This window comes from Pseudomonas sp. NFIX28 (assembly GCF_900107395.1).
GTDB lineage: Bacteria > Pseudomonadota > Gammaproteobacteria > Pseudomonadales > Pseudomonadaceae > Aquipseudomonas.
In genome coordinates this window covers 300,233-325,259 of record NZ_FNPW01000007.1, presented here as the reverse complement: position 1 = coordinate 325,259, position 25,027 = coordinate 300,233, and the positions used below count along the sequence as shown (strand labels likewise).

Sequence of the window (25,027 nt, the reverse complement as noted above, 5' to 3'; positions counted from 1 at the left end):
CCTGCCGCGCGTTGCCGCGCAGCTGGACGTCGACCAGATCTCCGAGATCATCTCGGTAGAAAGCGCCGACACCTTCAAGCGTCCGATCTACGCCGGTAACGCCATCGCTACCGTGCAATCGAACGCCGCGGTGAAAGTCATCACCGTGCGCGCCACCGGTTTCGACGCCGTTGCCGCCGAAGGCGGTTCGGCCGCTGTCGAAGCGGTTGCTGCCGCTCACGATGCAGGCAAGTCGAGCTTCGTGGGTGAAGAGCTGGCCAAGTCCGACCGTCCTGAACTGACCGCCGCCAAGATCGTCGTTTCCGGCGGCCGCGGCATGCAGAACGGTGACAACTTCAAACACCTGTACGCCCTGGCCGACAAGCTGGGCGCTGCCGTCGGTGCTTCGCGCGCCGCGGTCGACGCGGGTTTTGTACCGAACGATATGCAGGTCGGTCAGACCGGCAAGATCGTTGCGCCACAGCTGTACATCGCCGTCGGTATCTCCGGCGCGATCCAGCACCTGGCCGGCATGAAAGACTCCAAGGTGATCGTTGCGATCAACAAGGACGAAGAAGCGCCGATCTTCCAGGTGGCCGATTACGGCCTGGTGGCGGACTTGTTCGAAGCCGTACCCGAGCTGGAGAAGCTGGTCTAATCCAGCGGCTTCACTTATAAAGAGCCCGGCCTTTTGGCCGGGCTTTTTTATTGTCTGGGATTTGAACGGGAGAATTTCGCCATGGATCTGCGCCGCCTGGGTGGCCTTTCAGTGCTGCTGGGACTGACGCTAATGCCGTTGCCGGCGATGGCCGCCGGTAAATGCGAGCGCCTGGTGGTGACTGGCAGTCCGGACGCGCCGCCGTATCTGTGGCGCGACCCGCAAGACCCCACGCACCTGATTGGCGCCAGCGCCGAACTGCTGCAGCACGTGGCGCAGGAGCTGGGGATCAAGGTCGAGCTGCTGTATGCCGGCAAACGCTCCGCCGCCCTCGACGAAGTGCGCAGCGGGCGCATGGACATGCTGGCCGACGCGCCGCTGACGGTAAATGAGCTGGAAACGCTGGACTACATCCATCCGCCGCTGCTGGAGAACGATTTCCTGGTCTGGACCCGCAAGGGCTCGACGTTGAGCTACAGCCAGCCGTCGGACCTGCATGGGCATACCGGCGCATTATCGGAGAGGGCGCGCCTGACGCCGTCCTTCGAGGCCTTTGCCAAGGCGCAATTGAGCCTGACCCGCATGCCGAACCTGACCCAGGCATTCCAGAAACTGTTGCTCGGGGAAGTGGAGTACGTGCTGGCCGGACGCTACGCCGGCATGGCCCTGGCCCAGTCGCTGGGCATGGCCAACGATCTGCTGGCCTTTGAGCAACCCGCCGACAAACCCGGCTTGTTCCTGGCCATCTCACACAACTCCGCCTGCAACGACCCATGGTTACGCGGACAGTTGGCGAAAAAGATGACAGAATTGCCCGCGTCCGGTCTGACGGAGGCCGTGCTGCAGCGCAATCTCGAGCGTTGGAAGGCACAGTTGCAGCAACCTGTCAGCACCCCCAAACAGTAGGGATTTCTTGTGAGTATTCGACCTCTTTTCGCTGCCCTGGCCGTCCTGGCTCTGGCGGGTTGCGCAGCCGATCCGGCGCCGAATGAACAAATGCGCCTGACCGAACAAACCCTGGCCCAGGCCAAGGCGGTGGGGGCCACCGCGGAAGAAATACCGGAAATGAAACTGGCTGAAGACAAATTCGCCCGGGCGCAACGCAACATGCAGGAGCAGTCCTTCAAGCACGCGCGCATGCGTGCCGAGCAGGCGGAGCTGGATGCACGCCTGGCCGAAGCACGGGTCCTGACGCAAAAAAGCCAGGAACAATTGAACCAGCTCCAGACCCGCATCACTCGTCTGCGCAAGCAACTGGGAGATGCCCAATGATTCGTATGACCCATGTATTGAGTGGCGTGCTGCTGGTCGCCTGCGCCGGCCTCTACGGCTGTGCCGGGCAACGCAGCGAAGCGGCGCTGGAACAGGCGGGCAATGACTTCCAGAAGGTCAAGGAAGACTCCAACGTGCTGCGCATCGCGCCCAAGGATGTGATCCGTGCCGGTGAGTCCCTGGCCCGCGCCGATCGCCTGTCCAGCTACTGGGGCAGCGGTTCGGATGTGGTGCACTACGCCTACCTCAGCCAGCGCTACAGCGAAATCGCCCGCGAGCACACCAACCAGGCCCTGAACCAGGAGCAGGCGGCCAAGCTCGAGCTGGAACGCCAGCGCCTGCAACTGGCCCTGCGCGAGGCCAAGCTGCTGAGCGTGCAGCAACAGGGCAAGTGGCTGGAAGACCAGATCATCAACCTGGCCACCACCCAGACCGACCGCGGCCTGGTGATGACCCTGGGCGACGTGCTGTTCGACACCGGCGAGGCCGAGCTGAAAAGCTCCGCCAACCGCACGGTGCTGAAGGTCGTGCAATTTCTCCAGCTCAACCCCAAGCGCGTGGTGCGGATCGAGGGCTACACGGACAATACCGGCGACAAGCAGAGCAATCTGAAATTGTCCCGCGACCGGGCGCAGGCCGTGGCCGATATCCTGGTGGACCTGGGGGTCGAAGAAAAGCGCGTCCAGGTTGAAGGTTACGGCGATGAATACCCGGTCGAGGCCAACGCCTCCGAGCGTGGACGGGCGCAGAACCGTCGGGTGGAAATTGTCTTCTCCGACGAGAAGGGCCAGCTAGGCGCCGCCCGCTAAGGCGCGGCTCGCCAAAGAAACCCGGCTTCCCTGTGGAGCCGGGTTTTTTTATGCCTGACGATTGGCACACAAAACAGTACAGTTTTTGCTGACACTGGCCTGTACGGTCGACTATTGTGGCAACTGTCCCAGTACACTTATGAACTGTTCCGGTATCGTCATCCACAAGAATAAAATGCCGGTGAAATCGAGTGCAGCGTCATGACCAATCTCTTGCTTTATCAACGTATCGCTCAGCAGCTGGCTGAAGATATTCGGCGCGGTGTGTACCAGCCCGGGGAACGCGTTCCTTCGGTGCGCAAGATGAGTTCGCAGCTCAACGTCAGCCATGCCACGGTGCTTCAGGCCTACGCCAATCTTGAGGACCAGGGCTTGATCCGCGCCCGTCCGCAGTCGGGTTACTACGTGCACCAGACCCCGGCGCTGACCGCGCCGACGCCGGATATCGCCCGGGTCGAACGCCCGGGCCTGGTGACGCGCAGCAGCATCATTCACCAGGTGCTGGTGGAGTCGCGTCGTGAAGGCGTGTTTCCGCTGGGGGCCGCGGTGCCGAGCGTCGATTACCTGCCGGTGCGGGCGCTGCACCAGCAACTGGCCAAGGTCACCCGTTTCCATAGCCCGCGCGCCTTCAGCTACATGTTCAGCCCGGGTTTCGAGCCGTTGCGCCGGCAGGTGGCGATTCGCATGCGCGACGCCGGCGTGGTGGTCGACCCGTCCGAAGTGGTGATCACCCACGGCTGCGTGGATGCCTTGCAGATGTCATTGCGCGTGCTGACCCGCCCGGGCGACCTGATCGCCGCGGAGTCGCCGACTTACTACGGCCTGCTGCAACTGGCCGACCTGCTGGGGCTCAAGGTCATCGAGATCCCCAGTGACCCCTCCACCGGCATGAGCCTGGAAGCGCTGCAACTGGCGGCCAACCAGTGGTCGATCAAGGCCCTGGTGTTGACCACGCGCTTGAGCAACCCGTTGGGCGGCACCATGCCGGAGGAGCGGCAGAAGCAACTGCTGCGCCTGGCCTCGGATTTCGACATCCAGATCGTCGAGGACGATATCTACGGCGAGCTGATGTTCGAGGTCGGTCGTACCAAGGCGCTGAAGGCCTATGACCGGCTGGACCGGGTGATCTATTGCTCGAGTTTTTCCAAGACCCTGTCGCCCGGCGTGCGCATCGGCTGGATGATTGCCGGCAAGTTCCAGCAGGAAATCCAGCGCTTGCAGACCTTCAGTACCCACTCGGCCTGCAGCGTCACGCAGATGGGGGTCGCAGCCTACCTGGAGAACGGCGGTTACGACCGGCATCTGCGTTTCATCCGCCAGGAATACCGCAAGAACCTCAGCGCCTTTCAGCTGGCGGTGCAGCAGTATTTTCCGGAGGGCACGCAGATTACCCGTCCCAATGGCGGTTTCATCCTCTGGGTCAGCCTGCCGGGGCGGGTCAATACCCAGGAGTTGCACGTGCGGGCATTGCAGCAGGGCATCAGCATCGCGCCGGGGTTGATCTTCAGTAATACCGAGCAGTTCAACCACTGCATTCGCCTCAACTGCGGCACGCCGTGGAATCGTGAGGCCGAGCGGGCATTGATGACCCTGGGCATGTTGGCCAGCCAGCTGTGCCAGGAGGCCGCGGGCGGTTTTTGAAGGATCGGTTGCCGCGCTTGTTTTCGCGCGGTCAACAAGCGAGCATATGGCTCTTCGCCGCCGATCCTGTTGTCTCCCTATGAAAGCGATTTTTCCTGTTGCCTGGGTATTGGTCAGTGTATTGAGTGTTTTCGGCACGACTAGCGTTCTGGCGGCTCCGGCCCAGGAAAAGGTCGCGGCAAGCGCCACCAGCCCATCGCAGAAAACCCCAGCCGCCAAGAAAGCCGCACCGGCAAAGAAGGCGGCAACGACCAGCAAGGCCAAGGCTAAGACCAAGGCCAATGGGCAGAAAAAGCGCGCGCCCATCGCTTCCAAATCCAAGCCAGCCAGTGAGATTGCGAGGACACCCTTGCCTTCGGCCAACGTGGACCTGAGCCTGCCGCCGGAAATGGTCAAGCAATTGCAGCCAATCGGCTCGGTCAACCAACCCAAGCGCACCCCGTTGCTGCCGCCGATGTTCGGCGAAAAACCCAAGGACGACAGTCCGTTCCAGCTCAACGGTCGGCTGCTGAGCAACGAAATGCAGTTGCAGTTGCGCAAGGACGAACGGCACGACGTCGAAGGCGCGGCGCTGGATTTCGAGTTCAAGCAGTAAACCCTTGCCCAGACTGTGACCCGCGGCCCTGACGCTTTGTCGGAGACTGGTCAGTCACGCGAGCCCGAGAGCAAAAACCCGCTTGCGGCCAATTTCAAACGGCTGTTTTAGCGGTTACTCTAGCCCGCGTCATTCCAATACTTTTGCCCGTCGCGAGGAGCTTGTCGTCATGAACTGCCGTGAAGGCTGTGGCGCCTGTTGCATTGCCCCTTCCATCAGTACCCCGATTCCCGGCATGCCCAATGGCAAACCGGCCGGAGAACGTTGCATCCACCTTTCTGTCGAACTGCTGTGCGGTTTGTTCGGCCAGCCCGAACGGCCCGCCGTCTGTGGTGCGTTCCAGGCCGATGTCGAAGTCTGCGGCGGCAGTCGGGAAGAGGCCATCCGCTTGTTGGGCTGGTGGGAGCAAATGACGGCGGCGTGAAATGTCGGAAGTGAACGGAACTTCAACAATAAGGAATAAGACAATGGGTTCGCTGCATCGAATTGCTGTGCTCTGTGGGTTGACCGTTCTGCTGTCGGCAACCGCCCACGCCGAAGATTGGCAAACGGCCAAGGACGAAGACGGCATCAAGGTCTCCTTGAGTGAAGTGGCCGGTTCCAAATACAAGGCTTACCGTGGCGTCGCCACCATGAAAACCAGCGTGGCCAAGCTGCGCGCCCTGCAGGACGATGTGGCGGGCGCCTGTGCCTGGGTTCATGAATGCAAGTCGCAGAAACTGCTCAAGCACGAAGGCAGTCAGAGCTGGACCTACACCCAGTTCAATACGCCGTGGCCGGTCACGCCACGCGATTCGGTATTGCGCGTTACCACCAGCGAAGGAGCCGACGGCAGCCTGACCCGCAAGCTCGAAGGCGTACCCACCTACATTCCCGACGAGAAAGGTTTCGTGCGTGTCGCCCAGGTCGAAGGCTTCTGGAAATTCGTGCCCAAGGGCGCGGACCAGGTCGAAGTGACTTACCAGGTGCACACCGAGCCTGGCGGAAGCGTGCCGTCCTGGCTGGCCAACAAGTTTGTCGTCGATGCGCCGTTCAACACCCTCAAGGCCTTGAAGGCCCGCGCCGAGAAGCCGTAAGCATCCGGTCGCTGCGAAAAAGGCTGCCCCAGGGCAGCCTTTTTCAATGGTGTCGGCGGGGCCCCTGGTTGAACGATTATCGGCTGTTGAGGGTCGACATCTTGTGAGTCCATTCATGGGCTTTATCAAGGAGGCACTGATGCAAAAGTGGCAAATCACTTTCGTCGACGATCATGGTGTCCAGTCAGTCGAGCAATTCGACTGTGAGCAGCAGCCCAGCATGGAGGACGCGGCACAATTGATTCGCGCAAAGCTTTTGCCGGTACCGGCCGAGCTTGACCTCAACGATCTGGAGGGGCGTATCGATGACCCTACCGTCAAGAGCCTGAAAGAGCAGAACAGTATTCAAATCCTCAGCATTACGCCGATTTAATCTTTAATACGCAAAGCCCCACCGAGCTTGAACCCAGACCTTGGCAGCGCCTGCGTCTTGGCGCTACTCTGCATTCAAGATCAGCGAACGAATCGCTAAGGTCTGGTCTTGTCAGCTACATGCTTGTTTCCTGGCGGCGATCCTCTCGCCGCAAGCCTTGCACCGTGCGGTGGCAGGCAGGGAAGTACGGAAAGTCTATCCATCGGTTTGAGGAGGACGTTTCATGAGCACAGCCTATCAAGAAGACATCAGCAGCAGCGTGCTGCGCCGCATGAAAGAAGGCGGTTTCGACTTTTCACAATTCCATCCCATCGAGTTCTACGCCATTTTCCCGGACGAGGAGCGGGCACGCAGGGCGGCAGGGCAGTTTCGCGGTGAATCCTTGAATGCCCAGGTCAGCGTGCGCGATGACGGCGCCTGGTACCTGGAGCTGAGCAAGGTGATGTACGCCACCTACGGCGGCATCGGCGACTTCGAGCAGGATTTTGAAGCGGTGGTCGCGCCCCTGGGCGGAATCATCGAGGGTTGGGGCGTGAAGCAGGAGGTTCGAGGGCGACTCGTTTAGTGCATATGAATAGCGTCGAGACTCAACATCGGCTGACCTTCGGGTCGGCCGATTTCGTTTCTGCCCCGGGCTCTGCGGAGCGCGACTTGCGCGCGATAGGGGGCGCGCTTGTTCGGCCAAACGGCGTCGGCCTGATCGCGGGCAAGCCTCGCTCCTACAAACAAAGCGGACAAAAAAAGGCCACCCGCTGAGGGTGGCCAAAAGGGAAGACCGGTAGGAGAGGAAACCGGTCGGGACATTCCGGACCCGGCTGCCAGTGGCGCCATGAAAGGGTGGGGCATCGACTGCGCGTCTTGGCGATGCGGCAGTCGTTTGCGCGGTTGCAGTGAATTCTGCGCAGTTTTGCCCTGGCGGTGAAATCAAGTCTGGCTATGCCGTCGATAGCCAATACATTACTCGACTGTAGGAGCGAGGCTTGCCCGCGATAGCGTCCGGGAGAACACCGCAAGACCAAGCCTATTGCGCCGCCTGCTTACGTCCCGCCATATGCTTCAGATACCCCACCAGCAACTCCAGCTCGGCGTCCGGCAAGACGTTGCTGGTGAAGGCCGGCATCTTCGCCTGTGGCCAGCGGCGCAGGCTCTGCGGGTCTCGGATATAGCGCTTGAGGAAGTCCGCGCCGAAGTATTCGGTGGGGCTGTAGGGGATATTCAGGTCCGGGCCGAACTGCGAGTCGCCGGCGCCGTTGAGGCGATGGCAGGCCAGGCAGTTTTTCTGGAACAAGGCAAAACCCTGGTTCACCGGGTCGCCGGCCGCGAGCCTGGGGTCCGGGCGCAGGGCTGGAAAACGTTCGGCGACCGGCGCCAGGCGCTTGATGCTCGCCACTTCGAACGGCCACTGTTCGGGGCTGATATGCCCGGCCTGCGGGTTGGTCCACACCAGGTAGAAAGGCCCCGCGCTGTGCTTGCCTTCAGCCAGCGGCGGCCAGGGCCGGGCCGGGTCCTCGATGGCCAGCCAGGCCTGGGCGCCGACCGTATTGAGCAGCGGCGCGGCAGGCAGCTCGGCGGCGAAGCCATCCAGCGCGACGGCCTGCAGATGGTCATCGGCCCGGATGCCGGTGAGCAAGGCGGAGATCGGCACCGCGCGGTAACTCATGTCGCGTTTGTAGGACACGTCATCCTTGACGGTGACGGTTTGCACCTGAGGATGCTTGAGCAGTTCCTCGGTCTGCCAGGTGCGGCTGCCGGCCCCCAGTTCCAGGGTCAGCTGTGCGGCATGCGCCGTGGTGGCAAGGAGCAGGGCGCTGCCGAGCAAGATGAGAGATTTCAATTGATCGCTGTTCCGTCGCTGAGGGGGAGAGCGCCATGGGCTGGCCCGCCTCCGGTTTCTGACAAGGCGCGACGACGCGCTGATTCAGCGTGGCCGCGACGTCAGAAAGAGTGGCACACAAGCGCCGGCCCCGGTAGCGAACCGGAGCACAAAGATGCGACTGCGTGACGGAATGGGCACGCCTCTAGCCGATCACTTTGGTGAGGTTCGGCAAAATCAGAAGCAAGGTGGTTGCGAACAGAATGAGCCCCGCTTGACGGACTTTCGAATGCTTGAGCATGGCTGAATGCCTTTTGTTGTTATTCCTGAACATCAAATGCATGCCTGCCTCTTCACCAGGATCAGGCGATGTGTCCTTTTTTCGGCGTGCACCGGCAAGACCCGGCTGCAACGATTCACTGCCTTACAATTTCTACATTAGGGGCCTTGTAACCCTTGGCTTAGATCCATTTCGTATCAGCTAATAGACTGATGCTTTAAAAATGACATGAGGCTTATTGCCATCTTCTTGCCCGGCCTTTGTCTAGACAGTTCCCTTGTGCGCCACGCGCAATCCATTAGCTCACTACCGTTCGTCTGAGCGTGACCGTCAAGGTCAGTGAGCGCATCGGTCATTGAATCCGGCGCCCTCGGAGCCAAGAGTGGGAGCCCTGTCATCATTCATTTGCACAGCGGTTCGAGGACGTCATGACCCAGGCTTTGATATTCGATGCATTACGCACCCCACGTGGCAAAGGCAAGGCCGACGGCGCCCTGCACAGCGTCAAGCCGGTGAACCTGCTGGCCGGGCTGCTCGATGCCCTGCAGCGGCGTACCGAACTCGACACCAGCCAGGTCGACGACATCGTGCTCGGCTGCGTGACGCCGATCGGCGACCAGGGCGCCGACATCGCCAAGACCGCGGCGTTGGTCGCCGACTGGGATGTCAGCGTGGCCGGGGTGCAGATCAACCGTTTTTGCGCTTCGGGCCTCGAGGCGGTGAACCTGGGCGCGATGAAAGTTCGCTCCGGTTTCGAAGACCTGGTGGTGGTCGGTGGCGTCGAGTCGATGTCGCGGGTACCCATGGGCAGCGACGGCGGCGCCTGGGTGCTCGACCCGCAAACCAATATGCACAGCCATTTCACCCCGCAAGGCATTGGCGCGGACCTGATTGCCACCCTCGAAGGCTTCAGCCGCCAGGATGTCGACACCTTTGCCCTGCAGTCCCAGCAAAAGGCCGCGCGGGCCAGGGCGGCGGGGGCGTTCGCCAAGTCGCTGGTGCCGGTGCAGGACCAGAACGGCATTGTCCTGCTGGACCACGATGAATTCATTCGCGCCGACTCCACCCTCGAAGGCCTGGGCAAGCTCAAGCCCAGCTTCGAAATGATCGGCCAAATGGGCTTCGACGCCACCGCGCTGCGGGTCTACAGCCATGTCGAGCGCATCCACCACGTGCACACCCCGGGCAACAGCTCAGGGATAGTCGACGGCGCGGCGCTGATGCTCATCGGCTCCGAAGCCAAGGGCCAGGCGTTGGGGCTCACGCCACGGGCGCGGATCGTCGCCACGGCGGTCACCAGCACCGATCCGACCATCATGCTCACCGGGCCGGCGCCGGCCACTCGCAAGGCGCTGGCCAAGGCCGGGCTGCGGGTCGAGGACATCGACCTGTTCGAGGTCAACGAGGCTTTCGCCTCGGTGGTGCTCAAATTCATCAAGGACATGGCCATCGACCCGGACAAGGTCAACGTCAATGGCGGCTCCATCGCCATGGGCCACCCGCTGGGCGCCACCGGCTGCGCGATCCTCGGCACCCTGCTCGACGAGCTGGAGGCACGGCGCCTGCGTTACGGCCTGGCGACCCTCTGCGTCGGCGGCGGCATGGGTATCGCCACCATCATCGAACGCCTCTGAGCCCCGACTTCAAGGAAACACTTTCATGACCGAAGCCATCCGTTACGAAAAGGGCCAGGACCAGATCGTCGTTCTGACCATCGACATGCCGGGCCAGAGCGCCAACACCATGAACGCGGTGTACCGCGAGGCCATGGCCGCCTGCGTGGCCCGCCTGCAAGCCGAGCGGGAGTCGATTGCCGGGGTGATCGTCACCTCGGCGAAAAAGACCTTCTTCGCCGGCGGCGACCTCAACGAACTGATCAAGGTCGGCAAAGCCGACGCCCAGACCTTCTATGACTGGGTGCTGACCCTCAAGGGCCAGCTACGGGCCCTGGAGACCCTGGGCAAACCCGTGGTGGCGGCGATCAACGGCGCGGCCCTGGGCGGTGGCTGGGAAATCTGCCTGGCCTGCCATCACCGGGTGGCGCTGGACGATCCGTCGCTGCAGGTCGGCCTGCCGGAAGTGACCCTCGGCCTGCTGCCGGGCGGTGGCGGGGTGGTGCGCATGGTGCGTTTGCTGGGCCTGGAAAAAGCCCTGCCATACCTGCTGGAAGGCAAGAAGGTGCGGCCGCAGCAGGCGCTGCAAGCCGGCCTGGTCGACCAACTGGCCAGCGACCGCCAGGACCTGCTGGCCAAGGCCCGGGCGTGGATTGTCGCCAACCCTGCGGTGACGCAGCGCTGGGACGTGGCCGGCTACCAGATCCCCGGTGGCACGCCGTCGCACCCGAAAGTCGCGCAGATGCTGGCTATCGCGCCGTCGATCCTGCGCAGCAAGACCCAGGGCTGCTTCCCGGCGCCGGAAAAGATCCTCTGCGCGGCAGTGGAGGGCGCCCAGGTCGATTTCGATACCGCGCAGCTTATCGAAGCGCGCTATTTCACCGAGCTGACCACCGGCCAGGTGGCGAAGAACATGATCGGCACCTTCTGGTTCCAGCTCAACGAGATCAAGGCCGGCGGCTCACGCCCGGAGGGCTTTACGCCCTATGTAACGCGCAAAGTCGGGGTGCTCGGGGCCGGGATGATGGGCGCCGGGATTGCCTATGTCAGCGCCGTGGCCGGCATCGAGGTGGTGCTCAAGGACGTCACCCTGGCGGCGGCCGAGAAGGGCAAGGCGCATTCGGCGGCGCTGCTGGACAAGAAGGTTGCCCGTGGCCAATTGAGCATCGAGCAGCGTGACGCCACGCTGGCGCGGATCCGCGCCACCGAGCAGGACGCCGACCTGGCCGGCTGCGACCTGATCATCGAGGCGGTGTTCGAGGATCGCGAGCTCAAGGCCCGGGTCTCGGCGGCGGCGCAGCAGGTGGTGGGGGCGCAGGCGGTGATCGCGTCCAACACCTCGACCCTGCCCATCAGCGGCCTGGCCCGGGCGGTGCCCGACCAGGGCAAGTTCATCGGCCTGCATTTCTTCAGCCCGGTGGAAAAAATGCCCCTGGTGGAAATCATCAGGGGCGAGCAGACCAGCGATGAAACCCTGGCACGCGGCTTCGACTTCGTCCTGCAGATCAAGAAGACCCCGATCGTGGTCAACGACAGCCGCGGCTTTTTCACTTCGCGGGTGTTCGGCACCTTTACCCACGAAGGCATCGCCATGCTGGGCGAGGGCGTCGCCGCGCCGATGATCGAGACCGAGGCGCGCAAGGCGGGCATGCCGATTGGCCCGCTGGCGATCTCCGATGAGGTTTCCCTGAACCTGATGAGCCATATCCGCCAACAGACCGCCAGGGATCTGCAGGCCGAGGGCAAGCCGCTGCCGGAGCATCCGGCCTTTGCCGTGATCGACCTGCTGCTCGATGAATACAAGCGCCCGGGCAAGGCCGCGGGCGGTGGTTTCTACGAATACCCGGTGGGGGCGCAGAAGCATTTGTGGCCGCAGCTCAAAACCCGTTTCGAGAAAGCCGATGGGCAGATCTCGCCGCAGGACGTGCGCGATCGCCTGTTGTTCGTGCAAGCCATCGAAACCGTGCGTTGCGTGGAGGAAGGCGTATTGCGCTCGACGGCCGATGCCAATATCGGCTCGATCTTCGGCATCGGTTTCGCAGCCTGGACCGGCGGGGCCTTGCAGTTCATCAACCAATACGGCCTGAAGGACTTCGTCGCCCGCGCCCAGTACCTGGCCGAGCAATATGGCGAGCGTTTTGCGCCACCGGCGCTGCTGTTGGAGAAGGCCGCCAAGGGCCAGTTGTTCTGAGGCTGAAGGGACTAAAGTGATGCATTGCGGGGCTTGCCTTGGTTGGGCGTTTCAAGGCAGGCTCTGGGGTGTTCATTATTCCCATCATCGTGTCAGGTATTTTTTATGTCGCTACGCATCTGCATTCTGGAAACCGACATCCTGCGTCCGGAATTGGTCGATCAATATCAGGGTTACGGGCAGATGTTTCAGCGCCTGTTTTCACAGCAGCCGATCGCTGCCGAATTTACCGTCTACAACGTGATGCAGGGGCATTACCCGAGCGACAACCTGAGCTTCGACGCCTACCTGGTCACTGGGAGCAAGGCCGATTCCTTCGGCACCGACCCCTGGATCCAGACCCTCAAGACCTACCTGCTGGACCGTTACCAGCGCGGCGACAAGTTGCTGGGCATCTGCTTTGGCCATCAATTGCTGGCGCTGTTGCTGGGCGGCAAGAGCGAGCGCGCGACCCAGGGCTGGGGCGTAGGCACGCACAATTACAAACTGGCGGCCAAGGCGCCGTGGATGAGCCCGGTAGTGGAGGAACTGACGTTGTTGATCAGCCACCAGGACCAGGTGACGGCCTTGCCGGAAAACGCCACGGTCATCGCCTCGAGCGATTTCTGCCCGTTCGCGGCCTATCACATCAACGACCAGGTGCTGTGCTTCCAGGGCCACCCGGAGTTCATCCACGACTACTCGCGGGCCTTGCTGGACCTGCGCCAGCAGCACCTGGGCGAGCAGGTCTATCAAAAGGGCATCGCCAGCCTGGACCGCGACCATCACGGCAGCACTGTTGCCGAGTGGATGATGCGTTTTGTGGCGCACAAGCCGCAGGCCGGCTCGGTTTGAATCTATAAGCGCATCACGAGCCGCTCGCTTCTACAAAGACTTCAAAACCCTTGTAGGCGAGCAGCTGCGTTGCGTGCTGGGAGGTTTTCAATCCTGGGGAGTAAGCCCTCGCAGTTCCGCTAAAACCTCCGAAGAACTGCGCATGATCTCCCTCAGAGCCTCCACCAGGGCGGAAGCGGCCGGGGATAATCCGACGCCGGAAAGTCGAGAGACGCCGATCTGCTCCAATACCAGCGATTCGAAAGCGGGCAGACGAACAATCTCATTGCGGTATGCCGGATCAAACGCCACCGACTGCGGCAAGATGCCAAGAAGATCCGTCTGCCTGAGTAACCAGAGAATATTGAACATGGACACCGTTTCGATGGTGGCATGGGGCGGATCGATATTTTCCCGATAAAAAATATTATCGAATTGCTTGCGCAAGGTTGTTTCCGCATGTGGGAGCAGCCACGCCTCGCGCGCGAGTTGTTCAAGCGTGACGTCCGTTTGCTGAGCAAGTGGGTGATCGCGTCTTGCAACAATAATGGCGTTTTCGCTGAATAGAGCCTCCTGAGCCACAACCGCGCTGGTACTGACGTCGGACAGCCTGCCAATCAGGAAATCAAGTTCGCCTGATATGAGCCGAGGGATGAGCTCGGCACTCACGCCATCAACAATTTTGATCCGGATATCAGGGCGCGATGACCTGAGCCGTGCGATCGCCGCGGGCACGAGGTAACTCGATCCGGTGAGCACACAACCTATCGCGACGCGCCCGGCGTAGCCTCTGCCCAGCGCGTCGATTGCGTGCGAAACATGGTCGATCTGGGCGAGGACCATCCGGCTGCGATCGACAAAGGCTTGCCCGAGCTCCGTAGGCGTCACGCCTCGACGGCCGCGGATAAAGAGCGGGGCACCCACCGCTTCCTCCAGATCCTGCAACAGCTTGGTAGCCGTGGGCTGCGAAAGATGAAGCGCGCGCGCCGCATGCAGGATGCTGCCGTACTCAACCAGTGCAATCGCTAAGCGGAAATGCCTTACCGTCGCCCATCGTTCAAGCCTGTCGAGTTTCATCTGGTATTCCATTTTCTGATATCACACTAAATATAATGTGAATTTACGGATAGCAAAACCCTCCCTAGAATGAATTCGGACCTGACTGTTCTGTCCTGGTTGAAACTTTGATGCGGCGTTGTATGGGTGATTCATATATATGATCGCAAGTACTGCTCGGCACTTTGCTTAACCAGGAAGTATTCAGGCTTTCAACTATGCGAGGAGTTTGCCAAGTGAGCGCCAAGAACCTGGAAGCTGTAAAAAAGTATTTTAAATATTGCGTGGATGGCAAAGATGCTGAACGAGTACATGAGTACTTCGATGCCGATGTCATTGTGCATAGGCCCGACTGCGACGCGCCCATTCGTGGCGTCAGCAACTTCAAGCGGGCCCTGCGTGAACATGTGCTGGAACGATATGAATCAATAACCACCACATTCAGCAAAGAGATTGTTACTGACGATGTGATCGTTGTTCATTTGACCCATCAGGCTCGAGGGTCGAATACATGGCACGGTTTTGATGTACAGGGTAAGGATGTAACCTGGACGGCATTAACTTATTTTCGTTTCAACGATTCGGGCAAGATCGTTGAAGAGATAGTAGAGCGAAACGAATTGTTCATGGCCAGGCAACTTGGAATTGTTGAATATATTTAAGAAATGCAGCAACCAATTCAAAATTGACGGCATGGTGTTTGCTCGCCCTGCAAAAAAGATAACCCGGTTCATCTTCGCCCGATGCTGGGCGTGAGCTGAGCCGGGCTGTTGCGCCCAGCTCCAGCTTGTCGCGCTACCGTCGCTGCTCAAGGCGACTCTTGATTCACAGCCACCCCGAGCGCTTGAAGCTCGCCCACAACCCCGTACAGCCCAGCGCCAGGAACGCCAGTACGCCGAAGTAGCCGTACTGCAGCTTCAGTTCGGGCATGTTGTCGAAGTTCATTCCGTAGATCCCGGCCACCGCCGTCGGGAACGCGAGGATCGCCGCCCAGGCGGCGAACTTGCGTTGCACCACGCTTTGCCGCGAGGCCTCCAGCAACACGCCGATCTCGATGGTCTGGCTGGCGATATCGCGCAAGGTCGCCAGGTCTTCCATCTGCCGGGTGACATGGATCTGCACGTCGCGAAAGTACGGGCGCATGTTCTTGTCGATAAACGGAAAGCTGAGCTTCTGCAGCTCTTCGCTGATCTCCACCATGGGCGCCACATGGCGCCGCAGGCGCAGCACATCGCGGCGCAGGTTGTGCAAGTGCTGGATGTCCCGCTCGCTGAGCGAGCTGCACAGCACGCTGTGCTCCAGCGCGTCGATCTCGGCATGGATCGCTTCGCCGACCGGCTGGTAGTTTTCGGTGACGAAATCCAGCAGCGCGTAGAGCACGAAATCTTCGCCGTGCTCCAGCAATAGCGGCCGTGCCTCGCAGCGCTGGCGCACGAAGGCATAGGATTTGGAGTGGCCTTTGCGGGCGGTAATGATGTAGCCCTTGCCGGCAAAGATGTGGGTCTCGATGAACTCCAGCTTGCCGGCGTCGCGCACCGGCGAATAGGTGACGATAAACAGCGCGTCACCGAAGGTTTCGAGTTTCGGCCGGCTGTGTGTCTCCAGGGCGTCCTCGATGGCCAGTTCGTGCAGGTTGAACTGGCGTTGCAGGTTGAACATCTCCTGGGCGTCGGGCTCTTCGAGGCCGATCCAGACGAAGTGCCCGGGTTTGGCCGCCCAGGCCGCACCTTCGTCCAGGGTGATGTCCGTGACTTTCTTACCCGCGCTGTAGACTGCGGCGGCAACAACTCTACCCATGGTTCCTGTTCGCTTCTTCTTATCGAAATGAGGATTAAGACTCAGCGCAGCTTAGCCTGTATGACTAATCAGAGTCAGCCGGGTGGGCGGAGTTCGTCGACCATGAAAAAGCCCGCACGCGGCGGGCTTTTTTCAGGCGGTCTGCAGTTGGCGGTCCATCGACTCGATGCATTCGCGCATCTGCTCGCGGCACTGTTCGATCAGCCTCGGCATGTCGTCCAGGCTCAGCCCGGCGGTGGGGATCGGCGGCAGCGAACGGATCAGGATCTTGCCGCTGTTCCAGCGGTTCAGGCGCATGTGGCGGATGTAGCTGCTGGCGCACACCGGGACGATCGGTACGCCGGCGGCGATGGCCATCTGGAACGCGCCTTTCTTGAAGGGCAGCAGGTCTTCGCCGAGGTTGCGGGTGCCTTCCGGGAAAACCCAGATCGAGGTGTCCTTGTGTTGCAGGGTGTGGGTGGTGGTCAGCATCGAGCGGCGCGCCTTGTGCGCGTTGCCGCGGTCGATCAGCACGTTGCCCGCCAGCCAGAACAACTGGCCGAACAGCGGTACCCATTTCAGGCTCTTCTTGCCGATGCACACCGTGCGATGGGGCACCACATTACCGAACACGAACAGATCGTAGTTGGACTGGTGATTGGCGATGATCACGCAGCTCTTGGGCTTGTCCATCAGCGGCCCGACTTCGGCCTTGACCCGCAGGCGCAGGATGCACATGGCCGGCAACGCATACAGGCGCGCGCACAGGCGGCTGTTATCCGGGTTGAACGGGCGGCACAGCCCCAGCAGCACGCCGAGAATCCCCGCTGCAATAAAATGCAGGCCCATCAATAACATACGAAACAGATACAGCATCTACGGGCCCACCGGGGACAAAAGGTGGCGCAGTGTACGGATGTGCACTGTTTTCGGCAATTATCTGTATAGAAGAGGGAGATGGCCGATGTTTAAGCGCATGTTTCCGACTCTTTGGTCAGTGGCGGGCTAGAGCGCCGCGCCAGCCTTTCTCGTGGAGCAGGCAAAAAAAGCCCGGCACAGGGGCCGGGCGGGGGGCAGTGCGCCGAAGTATCAGCCCAGGTGTTCCTGATCGAGGATGATCGCGTTGTCCAGGGCTTCGAGCAGCGCCTTGCGCACTTTCAGCTTGGTGTTCTTGTGGGCGGTCATATTGATCTTCTTCAATTGGCGCGCGGCGGCCAGGGCGGCGCCCTGCAACTCTTCGGCGCTCACCACCTTGTCGAGGAAGCCGGCGTCCACCGCGCCTTGCGGGTCGAACATCTCGCCATTGATTACCGAGCGGTGCAGCGCGGATTTGCGCAGGCGGTCACGGGCCAGCTCGATGCCGGCGTGGTGCATGGTCATGCCGATCTGCACTTCGTTCAGGCCAATGCTGAACGGGCCTTCGACACCAATGCGGTAATCCGCGGACAACAGCAGGAACGCACCCTTGGCCACCGCGTGCCCAGGGCAGGCGACGATGACGGGGAAGGGGTGCGACAGCAGGCGGCGGGCCAGGGTCGAACCCGAGGTCACCAGGCTCACGGCTTCCTTGGGGCCGGCGGTCATTACCTTGAGGTCGTAGCCGCCGGACAGAATGCCGGGCTGGCCGGTGATGATCACCACCGCGCGGTCGCTAACGGCCTGGTCCAGCGCAGCGTTGAAAGCGGCAATCACGTCCGGGGAAATGGCATTGACCTTGCCATTGCTCAAGGTCAGGGTCGCGATACCGTCTTCGAGGTGGTAAGAAATCAACTCACTCATGACGCAATTCCTTGTATTGAAGTGGGGCAGACGTTACCCACCGTCACAGGTCAGGTAAAGCGCTGTGACTGACTGGTGAGTCAGCCCTTTGCGGCACGACAAGCGTAGCCGGCCACCTGGCGCGCGCATCGGTCCTTGCATCGAGCCGCCAGCCAGGCCAGAGATTGGCCGGTTTGCCATGACGCTGGAGCCAGCGCGGCAGCGCAATCCGGAGAAATGTCTTAAGCGCATGAAAATTCTGAAAAAAACCTTTGCCATCGGAAAAGCTTTCGACTACATTAGCGCGCCTCGACAGACTGAATCGGTTTGACGAGACACGGTTGGGTGTCCGAGTGGCTTAAGGAGCACGCCTGGAAAGTGTGTATACAGGAAACTGTATCGAGGGTTCGAATCCCTCCTCAACCGCCATATCCTGCTGAAAAAGCCCCGTTCTTACGGGGCTTTTTCGTTTCTGGCTGTTTTATTCCCAAGCGCCTTCCCCTGCGGTTTCTTCACGGTTTGCCCGTTGCGCGAGCAGCCGCCCTGGCGTTGGCGAGCAGCCGGCCTTTGCCATCACCACTTTCCCCGCCTCGACGCGTCTTGCGCTGCCGCGCTGTGCGCGCGCAAAGGGCATCCCTTCGGCGGGCGCGGTAGGGGGCCGCCAGGGGGGCGGGCGGCTTACGCCCAAAGTGTTGCGCCCCGGCCCGGGCCGGTCGCGGGCCGAAATCATCGCGCCCCCCGAGCCGGCCCAAAGCAGTTGCCGTCTTGCTCCAAAGCAGCGTTCAAGGCTGTTGGTCGGCTTTTGATAATCGCCTCCGACATCTCGTCCCCCGTTTTCGGAGCGCGCCATGCACAACAACAATAAGAACCTGCCCCCTCGTTTCCTCGCATTGGCCATCGCCAGCCTTGCGAGCCTTGGCCTGAGCGGTGCCGCCAAGGCCGAGATCATGCTGTACGACAAGGACCAGACGACGTTTTCCACGGACGGCTACATCAATGCCTTTTACGTCAACAGCGATGTCGACCGTGCCGGCGACCAGTACGACCGCCGCCAGTCGCGAGTCAAGATGGGGTTTCTGCCCAACTACCTGGGTTTCAACATGGGCAAGCAGGTCGACGACCTCAAGCTCGGGGCCCGGGCCTCGTTCTGGGTGACCATCAACGACAGCGAGACCAACGGCACAGACACCGCCATCGACGTACGTCAGTTCTACGGCACGGTGGCCAACCCGGAGTGGGGCGAGGTGCTGATCGGCAAGGACTTCGGGCTGTTCGCGCGTTCCAACATTCTGCTCGACGAAATGCTTGCCGGTTATGGCCAGGTCAGCGACAGCCTGGGGCTGGTGGACGGTGGCGGAGTGTCCTTCGGCAACATCGGCAGCGGCTACCCGTATCCGTTCCCCACCTCGCAGATCACCTACCGCACGCCGGTGATGGACGGCCTGCGGGTCGCCGTGGGCATCATGGACCCGGTGGACACCAACGACAGCAGCCCGACCGGCAAGGCCTACCAGGAAAACCCGCGCACCGAGAGCGAAATAACCTACCAGTTCGACCTGGCCGGGGCCAAGGTCTACAGCTGGCTCAACGGCAGCTATCAGAGCTCGGACAACACCGACCCCACGGTCAAGACGGTCACTTCCAAAGGCCTCGGCTACGGCGTGCAGGCCAAGATGGGCGGGCTGTCGCTCACCGGCTCGGGCTTCCAGGCCAAGGGCATCAACCCGTTTTTCACCAACAACGCCGGCGAACCGACCCTGCGCAATGTCGACAGCGACGGCTACCTGCTGCAGGGCTCCTACAAGCTCGGCAAGAACCGCCTGGCGCTGTCCTATGGCAAGACCAAGGACGATGGCAACGGCGTGGTCGGCAGCGGCGCGGATTACCAGACCCGCGGCGTGGCGCTGTTCCATGACGTCAACGACAACCTCAAGCTGGTCGCCGAGTACAACCAGTTCTCTATCGACGGCCATGACACCAGCGAGCAGAACGAAGACACCGACACCTTCGCGGTGGGAGCGGTGCTGACCTGGTGACCCTTTGGCCCCCGCCCCGGCGTGCGCATCGCGTCGGGGCAGGGGCCCCTTGGCCGGGCTTGGCGGACGAACCGCCCCGGCCCATCTACGCCCATGGAACCGCCTACCCGCTACCCAAGTAGCATTCGTCCTGCGGGACGGCCTTCGTACACTCAGTGCTCAGACCACCCGCGCCGGAGGCGAAGATGCAGCAGGCCCAGAACGACGGCGTCGTCAGCGCGATGTCCCAGGCGACGGATGCCCGGCTGGCGGCCCAGGAACTGGCGCGGCAACTGCTGCATCCGCACCTGGGCTTCGTGCTGTTTTTCTGTTCCGCCGAATACGACCTGCGGGCGCTGGGCGAGGCCCTGGAGCAGGGCTTCGGCGGCATTCGCCTGGTGGGCTGTACCAGCGCCGGCGAAATCACCCCGCTGGGCTACGGGCGCAATTGCGTGACGGCGGTGGGTTTCGACCATCGGCACTTTTCCATCGCCACCGAACTGATCGACGAAATGGAGCGTTTCAGCCTGATCGACGCCCAGCAGATGGTCGAGCGCCTGGTCGGTGCCTGTCGCAGCAACAGCCTGGCGCCGATCAAGGGCAACAGCTTCGCCCTGACCCTGCTCGATGGCCTGTCCAGCCGGGAAGAAATGGTCCTCGCCGCCCTGGGCGCGGCGCTGGGCAACATCCCGCATTTCGGCGGTTCGGCCGGCGATGACAACTACCTGACCCACACCCACGTGTATTTCGGCGGCGAGTTCCACAGCGGCGCGGCGGTGGTGGTGCTGGTCAACACCTGGCTGGAATTCGAAGTGTTCACCACCCACCACATCCTGCCCCGCGAGGAAAAGCTGGTGGTGACCGGTGCCGACAGTGCCCAGCGCCGGGTTTTCGAACTCAATGCCGAGCCGGCCGCCGAGGAGTACGCCCGCCACATCGGCGTGCCGGTGGCCGAGCTCGATCACCGGGTCTTCGCCGCCCATCCGCTGGCGGTGCGCATCCACGATCAGTATTACGTGCGGGCGATCCAGCAAGTGCACCCGGACCTGAGCCTGAGTTTCTACTGCGCGGTGGAAAACGGCATCGTGCTCACCGCCATGACCCCCGGGCCCATGCTGCCCAACCTGCAGCACCTGTTCGACGGTTTGCAGGCGCGCCTCGGCCCGTTGCTGCTGACCATCGGTTGCGACTGCTTCCTGCGTCGCCTGGAGCTGGAAGACCGCGACGGCCTGGAGCAGGTCGGCGCCTTCTTGCGCGAGCAGCGGGTGATGGGTTTCAACACCTACGGAGAACAGTTCAATGGCATGCACATCAACCAGACCTTCACCGGGGTCGCCATTGCCCGCAACCGATCTCCACTCAGTCGCTGAGCTGCAGGCGCAGGTTGCCCGCCTGCAGCATGAAAACCACAAGCTGCAGCGGATCAATGGCGCGCTGATCGAGCGCATCGAGTCCGGGGTGACCCGTGGCAACGACCCGTATGCGGCGTTCCAGCATTCGGTGGTGCTGGCCGAACAAGTGCGCGAGCGCACCGACGCGCTGAACCAGGCCATGGCCGAGCTCAAGGCCGGCAATCACTTGCTCAGCGAGGCCCGGCTGCGGGCCGAAACCGCGCACCAGCACCTGATCGACGCCATTGAAAGCATTTCCGACGCGTTTGTGCTGTTCGACCAGAACCAGCGCATCGTGCTGTGCAACAGCCGGTTCAAGGCGTTCTGGGCCAACAGCCGGGTGCGGATCATCGCCGGCATGCGCCTGGCCGAGGTCAAGCGGCTGATGACCACCTCCGGCCTGTTCAACGAAGAGCCGCGCGGGCATGCCGACGAACATTTGCTCTATCGGCTGCACAACGGGCGCTGGCTGCAAGTCAGCGAACGCCAGACCCGCGAGGGCGGGCGGGTGATCCTGTTCACCGACATCACCGAGGTCAAGCTCAGCGAGACCGTGCGCCGCGAGCAGGCGGTGGCGCAGAAATCCCACCTGTTGCAGCGCGCGGTGGACAACCTGTCCCAAGGCGTGGCCATGGTCAATGCCGAGGGCATCCTGGAACTGTGGAACCGGCGTTTCCTCGAGCTCAGCGGCCTGGCGCCGGTGGCCGCCCACCGGCCGTTCGCCGAGGTGATCGGCGACAGCGAACTGAGCCTGCTGACCCCCGACAGCCGCGACGCCAACGGGCGGATCGTCCACGAATGCGAACAACGCCTGTGCGACGGGCGCGTGCTGGAAATCCGTACCCACCCGCTGCCCACCGGCGGTTTCGTCAACACCTTCACCGACATCACCGAGCGCTACCAGCACGCCGAGGCCCTGAGTGAAAGCGAACGCTGGATCCGCCTGATCACCGACCACGTACCGGCGCTGATCGCCTACCTGAATGCCGACCTGGTGTATGAATTCACCAACAAAGTCTATGAGCAGTGGTACTGCTGGCCCCGCGGCGTGATGCTCGGCCAGAGCCTGCGCGAGGCCCATAGCGAGCAGCATTACCAGCGCCTGGAAGCCTATGTGGAGCGGGCCCTGGCGGGAGAGAGCGTGACCTTCGAGTTTGCCGAGACCAACATCAACAATCAGGAGCGCTACATGCTGCGCTCCTACGTGCCGAACCGCCTGGCCAGTGGCGAAGTGGTGGGGATCTTCGTGCTGATCCGCGACATCACCGAGCGCCGCAAGACCGCCGAGGCGCTGCACCAGGCCTATCAAAACCTGGAGTTGCGGGTTCGTGAGCGCACCGCCGAGCTGACCAGCCTCAACCAGCAGTTGCTGCGCGAGATCGACGAGCGCAGCCGGGTCGAGTCGCGCCTGCGCGAGGCCAAGCTCGAGGCCGAGCAGGCCAACCTGTCGAAGACCAAGTTCCTGGCCGCCGTCAGCCATGACCTGCTGCAGCCCTTGAACGCCGCGCGGCTGTTCACCAGCGCGTTGCTGGAACGGCGCGAGCCGCAGGCCTGTACCCAGCTGGTACGCAATGTCAGCCATTCCCTGGAAGACGTGGAAAACCTGCTGGGCACCCTGGTGGATATTTCCAAGCTCGACGCCGGGGTGATCAAGGCCGATATCGCGCCGTTCGCCCTCAGCGAACTGCTCGACAACCTCGCCGCCGAATACGCCCAGGTGGCCCGCAGCGAAGGGCTCGAATTGCGCTTTATCGGCTGTTCGGCGCTGGTGCGCAGCGACATCCAGCTGCTGGCGCGGATCCTGCGCAACCTGCTCAGCAATGCCATTCGCTACACCCGCAGCGGCCGCGTGGTGCTGGGCTGCCGGCGCCAGCGCCAGCGCCTGTCGATCGAAGTCTGGGACAGCGGGATCGGGATCGCCGAAGAGCGCCTGGAAGAGATTTTCCAGGAGTTCAAGCGCGGCGATGTACAGCGCCCGAACCAGGATCGCGGCCTGGGCCTGGGCCTGGCGATCGTGGAGAAAATCGCCGGCATCCTCGGTCACCGCGTTCGCGTGCGCTCATGGCCGGGCAAGGGCTCGATGTTCGCCGTCGAAGTACCGCTGAGCGCCACCGCTCCCAAGGCCACGCCGAGCCTGGCGATGAGCGAGCCGATGCTCGAACGCCTGCGCGGGGCGCGGGTCTGGGTCCTGGATAACGACGCGGCGATTTGCGCCGGCATGCGCACGCTGCTTGAAGGCTGGGGCTGCCAGGTGGTGACCGCGTTGTCGGAACAAGACCTGGCGCGCCAGGTGGACAACTACCATGCCGAGGTCGACCTGCTGATCGCCGACTACCACCTGGACCACGATTGCAATGGCGTCGACGCCGTGGCCCGGATCAACGCCCGTCGTGGCTTGCCGATACCGGCGATGATGATCACCGCCAACTACAGCAATGAACTCAAGCAACAGATCCGCGAGCGGGGCCATACCCTGATGCACAAGCCGGTACGGCCGATGAAGCTCAAGACCGCGATGAGCCATCTGCTGGCCCGGTCTTGAGGCCGGCGTCTCGTCGCCGGCCATGACGTCTGCAGCGGTTGCCTTCAGCGACGCAGGTAGTCGCCGAAATCGATATCCCCGGCACTGAGGATCGCCTGCACCCGGTTGTGCACATTGAGTTTGCGCAAAATCGCCGAGACGTGGGCCTTGACCGTGGTTTCGGCGATATCGAGGGTGTAGGCGATCTGCTTGTTCGACTCGCCCTTGGTCATGCGCTCCAGCACCAGCAGCTGCTTGCGGGTCAGGGCCTGGAGCAGCTCGGGAGGAAAGCTCGGGGTGTCGTTCAGGCGCCGGCCGGTGCTGCTCTTCTGGGCGCGGATGATGTCGGGCGGCAGGTAGACGTTGCCGTTGAGGATCTGCTCGATCGCTTCGATCATCTGCGCGCGCGGCGAGGATTTGGTGATGAAACCCACCGCGCCGTAGGTGATGGCCTGCAGCACGATCTGTTTTTCCTGCTCGGCCGAGACGATCACCACCGGCGTGGTCGGCGCCTCGTTGCGCAGGGTGATCAGGCCATTGAGGCCGTGCATGCCGGGCATGTTCAGGTCGAGCAGGATCAGGTCGAGGTCGTCATGTTCCCGGGTCAGCGCCAGGGCACTGTCCAGGTCGGCAGTCTCCATGACTTCGCTGTCGGGGAAGCCATCGCCGATGACATTGCCGATGGCTTCGCGAAACAGTGGGTGATCGTCGGCAATCAGAATTTTATACATGGCCTTTTCACCTCGTTATTGTGGTTGGGGCGTGCACGCGTTCTCGGGCAAGGGTCAGGGAAAGGGCTCCGGTCGGGCCGGCTGCAGCGGCAGGTTGGCTTGCTCCCAGGCGTCCAGGCCATCGCGATACCAATACAGATTGTTATAGCCCAGGGTCGCCGCGCGTTTTACCGCGTTCCAGCTCAACCAGCAATCGGCGCGGCAGTAAAAGACCAGCGGTTGTTCCCGGTGCCCGGCACTGGCCTTTTCGAGGTTACGGGCGAAGTAATCCTGCCAGGCCGGGCTCAGCTCGCCGTCGCCGGTATTGGCCAGCCACAGGCTGCCGGGGACGTTGGCGTGGGGTGTGTCTTCGATGAAGCGGCCGTGCAGCCATTGCCGGCGATAGACGTCGATCAGCACCGGCCTGGGGTTCTGGTCCAGCAGCCGTTGCAGGGCGGCGGTATCGACGAGGCGGGCACCCTCGGCCTGGCTTGGCGTCGGGCTGCGATAGTGGCCGGTGCGATAGCCCTGGGCGGAAAACAGCGCGCCGTCGGCCAGGGCAATGCCCGGCAACAGGCTCAACGCAAGAACCGTCAAGAAAGGGCGCGGCAGCCAGGGCAGGGCACGGGGCATGGGTTTTATCCTTTTTGTTATAGGCCCATTACATGCCAGCGGCGGTGCTTTGTG

The 25,027-nt window shown here is 62.2% G+C and carries 24 protein-coding genes and 1 tRNA gene; 18 read left to right on the top strand and 7 right to left on the bottom strand.

Translation table 11 applies throughout. The features are described from left to right. From BLV20_RS16380 to BLV20_RS16335, 10 genes are all read left to right on the top strand, one after another. Positions 1-637 (top strand): electron transfer flavoprotein subunit alpha/FixB family protein (locus tag BLV20_RS16380; RefSeq protein ID WP_092303166.1); only part of this gene is annotated, 637 nt, incomplete at its 5' end. 81 nt (positions 638-718) lie between these two features. Continuing rightward, positions 719-1,543 (top strand): substrate-binding periplasmic protein, encoded by an 825-nt coding sequence (locus tag BLV20_RS16375; RefSeq protein WP_092303164.1) that lies wholly within the window; start codon positions 719-721, stop codon positions 1,541-1,543. A 9-nt stretch (positions 1,544-1,552) separates the two neighbouring features. Beyond that, positions 1,553-1,909: a DUF4398 domain-containing protein gene (locus BLV20_RS16370; RefSeq protein WP_092303162.1), complete on the top strand. Its 357-nt coding sequence runs from the start codon at positions 1,553-1,555 to the stop codon at positions 1,907-1,909. Beyond that, a complete protein-coding gene (locus tag BLV20_RS16365) occupies positions 1,906-2,718 on the top strand; it encodes an OmpA family protein (protein ID WP_092303160.1) in 813 nt (270 codons plus the stop codon). The genes BLV20_RS16370 and BLV20_RS16365 overlap by 4 nt, the downstream gene beginning before the upstream one ends. A gap of 201 nt (positions 2,719-2,919) precedes the next feature. After that, a complete protein-coding gene (locus tag BLV20_RS16360) occupies positions 2,920-4,359 on the top strand; it encodes an aminotransferase-like domain-containing protein (protein ID WP_092303158.1) in 1,440 nt (479 codons plus the stop codon). Between the two features lie 79 nt (positions 4,360-4,438). After that, positions 4,439-4,954: a translation initiation factor 2 gene (locus tag BLV20_RS16355; RefSeq protein ID WP_092303156.1), complete on the top strand. Its 516-nt coding sequence runs from the start codon at positions 4,439-4,441 to the stop codon at positions 4,952-4,954. Positions 4,955-5,123: 169 nt separating this feature from the next. Continuing rightward, on the top strand, positions 5,124-5,378 hold the full coding sequence (locus BLV20_RS16350; protein WP_080710501.1) for a YkgJ family cysteine cluster protein: 255 nt from the start codon (positions 5,124-5,126) through the stop codon (positions 5,376-5,378). 43 nt (positions 5,379-5,421) lie between these two features. Next, positions 5,422-6,030, top strand: coding sequence for an START domain-containing protein (locus BLV20_RS16345; protein ID WP_092303154.1), 609 nt, complete (start codon positions 5,422-5,424; stop codon positions 6,028-6,030). Between the two features lie 115 nt (positions 6,031-6,145). Further along, positions 6,146-6,403 (top strand): hypothetical protein, encoded by a 258-nt coding sequence (locus BLV20_RS16340; protein ID WP_092303152.1) that lies wholly within the window; start codon positions 6,146-6,148, stop codon positions 6,401-6,403. Positions 6,404-6,626: 223 nt separating this feature from the next. After that, positions 6,627-6,968, top strand: coding sequence for a ribonuclease E inhibitor RraB (locus BLV20_RS16335; protein ID WP_053278087.1), 342 nt, complete (start codon positions 6,627-6,629; stop codon positions 6,966-6,968). Positions 6,969-7,424: 456 nt separating this feature from the next. Here the strand turns inward: BLV20_RS16335 and BLV20_RS16325 are convergent, their stop codons facing one another. Beyond that, on the bottom strand, positions 7,425-8,237 hold the full coding sequence (locus BLV20_RS16325) for a c-type cytochrome (RefSeq protein WP_092303149.1): 813 nt from the start codon (positions 8,235-8,237) through the stop codon (positions 7,425-7,427). A gap of 687 nt (positions 8,238-8,924) precedes the next feature. Here BLV20_RS16325 and BLV20_RS16320 point away from each other — a divergent pair. From BLV20_RS16320 to BLV20_RS16310, 3 genes are all read left to right on the top strand, one after another. Next, positions 8,925-10,130, top strand: a complete 1,206-nt coding sequence (locus BLV20_RS16320) for an acetyl-CoA C-acetyltransferase (protein WP_092303147.1) — start codon at positions 8,925-8,927, stop codon at positions 10,128-10,130. 25 nt (positions 10,131-10,155) lie between these two features. After that, on the top strand, positions 10,156-12,300 hold the full coding sequence (locus BLV20_RS16315; RefSeq protein ID WP_092303145.1) for a 3-hydroxyacyl-CoA dehydrogenase NAD-binding domain-containing protein: 2,145 nt from the start codon (positions 10,156-10,158) through the stop codon (positions 12,298-12,300). A gap of 105 nt (positions 12,301-12,405) precedes the next feature. Beyond that, complete coding sequence (locus BLV20_RS16310; RefSeq protein ID WP_092303143.1) at positions 12,406-13,134, top strand: amidotransferase; 729 nt, start codon at positions 12,406-12,408, stop codon at positions 13,132-13,134. 87 nt (positions 13,135-13,221) lie between these two features. On the opposite strand, the gene BLV20_RS16305 is transcribed toward BLV20_RS16310, so the two are convergent. Next, positions 13,222-14,190 carry a LysR substrate-binding domain-containing protein gene (locus BLV20_RS16305; protein WP_175540210.1) on the bottom strand — a complete coding sequence of 323 codons (969 nt, stop codon included), beginning with the start codon at positions 14,188-14,190 and terminating at the stop codon, positions 13,222-13,224. Positions 14,191-14,405: 215 nt separating this feature from the next. Between BLV20_RS16305 and BLV20_RS16300 the strand changes: the two genes are divergently transcribed. Then, positions 14,406-14,831 (top strand): ester cyclase, encoded by a 426-nt coding sequence (locus BLV20_RS16300; protein ID WP_092303139.1) that lies wholly within the window; start codon positions 14,406-14,408, stop codon positions 14,829-14,831. Positions 14,832-14,994: 163 nt separating this feature from the next. On the opposite strand, the gene BLV20_RS16295 is transcribed toward BLV20_RS16300, so the two are convergent. The 3 genes from BLV20_RS16295 to BLV20_RS16285 all read right to left on the bottom strand — a co-directional run bounded on the left by BLV20_RS16295 (position 14,995) and on the right by BLV20_RS16285 (position 17,724). Further along, complete coding sequence (locus BLV20_RS16295) at positions 14,995-15,966, bottom strand: magnesium and cobalt transport protein CorA (protein ID WP_092303137.1); 972 nt, start codon at positions 15,964-15,966, stop codon at positions 14,995-14,997. Between the two features lie 132 nt (positions 15,967-16,098). Then, positions 16,099-16,821: a 1-acylglycerol-3-phosphate O-acyltransferase gene (locus BLV20_RS16290; RefSeq protein ID WP_092303135.1), complete on the bottom strand. Its 723-nt coding sequence runs from the start codon at positions 16,819-16,821 to the stop codon at positions 16,099-16,101. A gap of 213 nt (positions 16,822-17,034) precedes the next feature. After that, entirely contained in the window at positions 17,035-17,724 is a 690-nt protein-coding gene (locus BLV20_RS16285) for a crotonase/enoyl-CoA hydratase family protein (RefSeq protein WP_092303133.1), read from the bottom strand. Between the two features lie 318 nt (positions 17,725-18,042). Between BLV20_RS16285 and BLV20_RS16280 the strand changes: the two genes are divergently transcribed. The 4 genes from BLV20_RS16280 (at position 18,043) to nahK (ending at position 23,651) form a co-directional block, all read left to right on the top strand. Beyond that, a tRNA-Ser gene (locus BLV20_RS16280) sits at positions 18,043-18,132 on the top strand. Between the two features lie 419 nt (positions 18,133-18,551). After that, entirely contained in the window at positions 18,552-19,739 is a 1,188-nt protein-coding gene (locus BLV20_RS16275; protein ID WP_092303131.1) for a porin, read from the top strand. Positions 19,740-19,924: 185 nt separating this feature from the next. Next, complete coding sequence (nosP, locus tag BLV20_RS16270) at positions 19,925-21,088, top strand: nitric oxide-sensing protein NosP (protein ID WP_092303129.1); 1,164 nt, start codon at positions 19,925-19,927, stop codon at positions 21,086-21,088. Beyond that, positions 21,018-23,651 carry a hybrid sensor histidine kinase/response regulator NahK/ErcS' gene (gene nahK / locus BLV20_RS16265; protein WP_092303127.1) on the top strand — a complete coding sequence of 878 codons (2,634 nt, stop codon included), beginning with the start codon at positions 21,018-21,020 and terminating at the stop codon, positions 23,649-23,651. The genes nosP and nahK overlap by 71 nt, the downstream gene beginning before the upstream one ends. A gap of 44 nt (positions 23,652-23,695) precedes the next feature. Here the strand turns inward: nahK and BLV20_RS16260 are convergent, their stop codons facing one another. Beyond that, positions 23,696-24,361 carry a response regulator transcription factor gene (locus tag BLV20_RS16260; RefSeq protein ID WP_092303125.1) on the bottom strand — a complete coding sequence of 222 codons (666 nt, stop codon included), beginning with the start codon at positions 24,359-24,361 and terminating at the stop codon, positions 23,696-23,698. Between the two features lie 54 nt (positions 24,362-24,415). After that, the gene (locus tag BLV20_RS16255) at positions 24,416-24,973 is read right to left on the bottom strand and encodes a PQQ-dependent catabolism-associated CXXCW motif protein (protein ID WP_092303123.1); all 558 of its coding nucleotides are present in this window, start codon (positions 24,971-24,973) and stop codon (positions 24,416-24,418) included. Positions 24,974-25,027 lie beyond the last annotated feature (54 nt).

What these genes read in the sequence shown, in the direction of transcription:
- BLV20_RS16375 (WP_092303164.1), top strand. Translation starts at nt 719, where the DNA reads ATGGATCTGCGCCGCCTGGGTGGCCTTTCAGTGCTGCTGGGACTGACG.
- BLV20_RS16365 (WP_092303160.1), top strand. Translation starts at nt 1,906, where the DNA reads ATGATTCGTATGACCCATGTATTGAGTGGCGTGCTGCTGGTCGCCTGC.
- BLV20_RS16360 (WP_092303158.1), top strand. Translation starts at nt 2,920, where the DNA reads ATGACCAATCTCTTGCTTTATCAACGTATCGCTCAGCAGCTGGCTGAA.
- BLV20_RS16355 (WP_092303156.1), top strand. Translation starts at nt 4,439, where the DNA reads ATGAAAGCGATTTTTCCTGTTGCCTGGGTATTGGTCAGTGTATTGAGT.
- BLV20_RS16350 (WP_080710501.1), top strand. Translation starts at nt 5,124, where the DNA reads ATGAACTGCCGTGAAGGCTGTGGCGCCTGTTGCATTGCCCCTTCCATC.
- BLV20_RS16345 (WP_092303154.1), top strand. Translation starts at nt 5,422, where the DNA reads ATGGGTTCGCTGCATCGAATTGCTGTGCTCTGTGGGTTGACCGTTCTG.
- BLV20_RS16340 (WP_092303152.1), top strand. Translation starts at nt 6,146, where the DNA reads ATGGGCTTTATCAAGGAGGCACTGATGCAAAAGTGGCAAATCACTTTC.
- BLV20_RS16335 (WP_053278087.1), top strand. Translation starts at nt 6,627, where the DNA reads ATGAGCACAGCCTATCAAGAAGACATCAGCAGCAGCGTGCTGCGCCGC.
- BLV20_RS16320 (WP_092303147.1), top strand. Translation starts at nt 8,925, where the DNA reads ATGACCCAGGCTTTGATATTCGATGCATTACGCACCCCACGTGGCAAA.
- BLV20_RS16315 (WP_092303145.1), top strand. Translation starts at nt 10,156, where the DNA reads ATGACCGAAGCCATCCGTTACGAAAAGGGCCAGGACCAGATCGTCGTT.
- BLV20_RS16310 (WP_092303143.1), top strand. Translation starts at nt 12,406, where the DNA reads ATGTCGCTACGCATCTGCATTCTGGAAACCGACATCCTGCGTCCGGAA.
- BLV20_RS16305 (WP_175540210.1), bottom strand. Translation starts at nt 14,190, where the DNA reads ATGAAACTCGACAGGCTTGAACGATGGGCGACGGTAAGGCATTTCCGC.
- BLV20_RS16295 (WP_092303137.1), bottom strand. Translation starts at nt 15,966, where the DNA reads ATGGGTAGAGTTGTTGCCGCCGCAGTCTACAGCGCGGGTAAGAAAGTC.
- BLV20_RS16290 (WP_092303135.1), bottom strand. Translation starts at nt 16,821, where the DNA reads ATGCTGTATCTGTTTCGTATGTTATTGATGGGCCTGCATTTTATTGCA.
- BLV20_RS16285 (WP_092303133.1), bottom strand. Translation starts at nt 17,724, where the DNA reads ATGAGTGAGTTGATTTCTTACCACCTCGAAGACGGTATCGCGACCCTG.
- BLV20_RS16275 (WP_092303131.1), top strand. Translation starts at nt 18,552, where the DNA reads ATGCACAACAACAATAAGAACCTGCCCCCTCGTTTCCTCGCATTGGCC.
- nosP (WP_092303129.1), top strand. Translation starts at nt 19,925, where the DNA reads ATGCAGCAGGCCCAGAACGACGGCGTCGTCAGCGCGATGTCCCAGGCG.
- nahK (WP_092303127.1), top strand. Translation starts at nt 21,018, where the DNA reads ATGGCATGCACATCAACCAGACCTTCACCGGGGTCGCCATTGCCCGCA.
- BLV20_RS16260 (WP_092303125.1), bottom strand. Translation starts at nt 24,361, where the DNA reads ATGTATAAAATTCTGATTGCCGACGATCACCCACTGTTTCGCGAAGCC.
- BLV20_RS16255 (WP_092303123.1), bottom strand. Translation starts at nt 24,973, where the DNA reads ATGCCCCGTGCCCTGCCCTGGCTGCCGCGCCCTTTCTTGACGGTTCTT.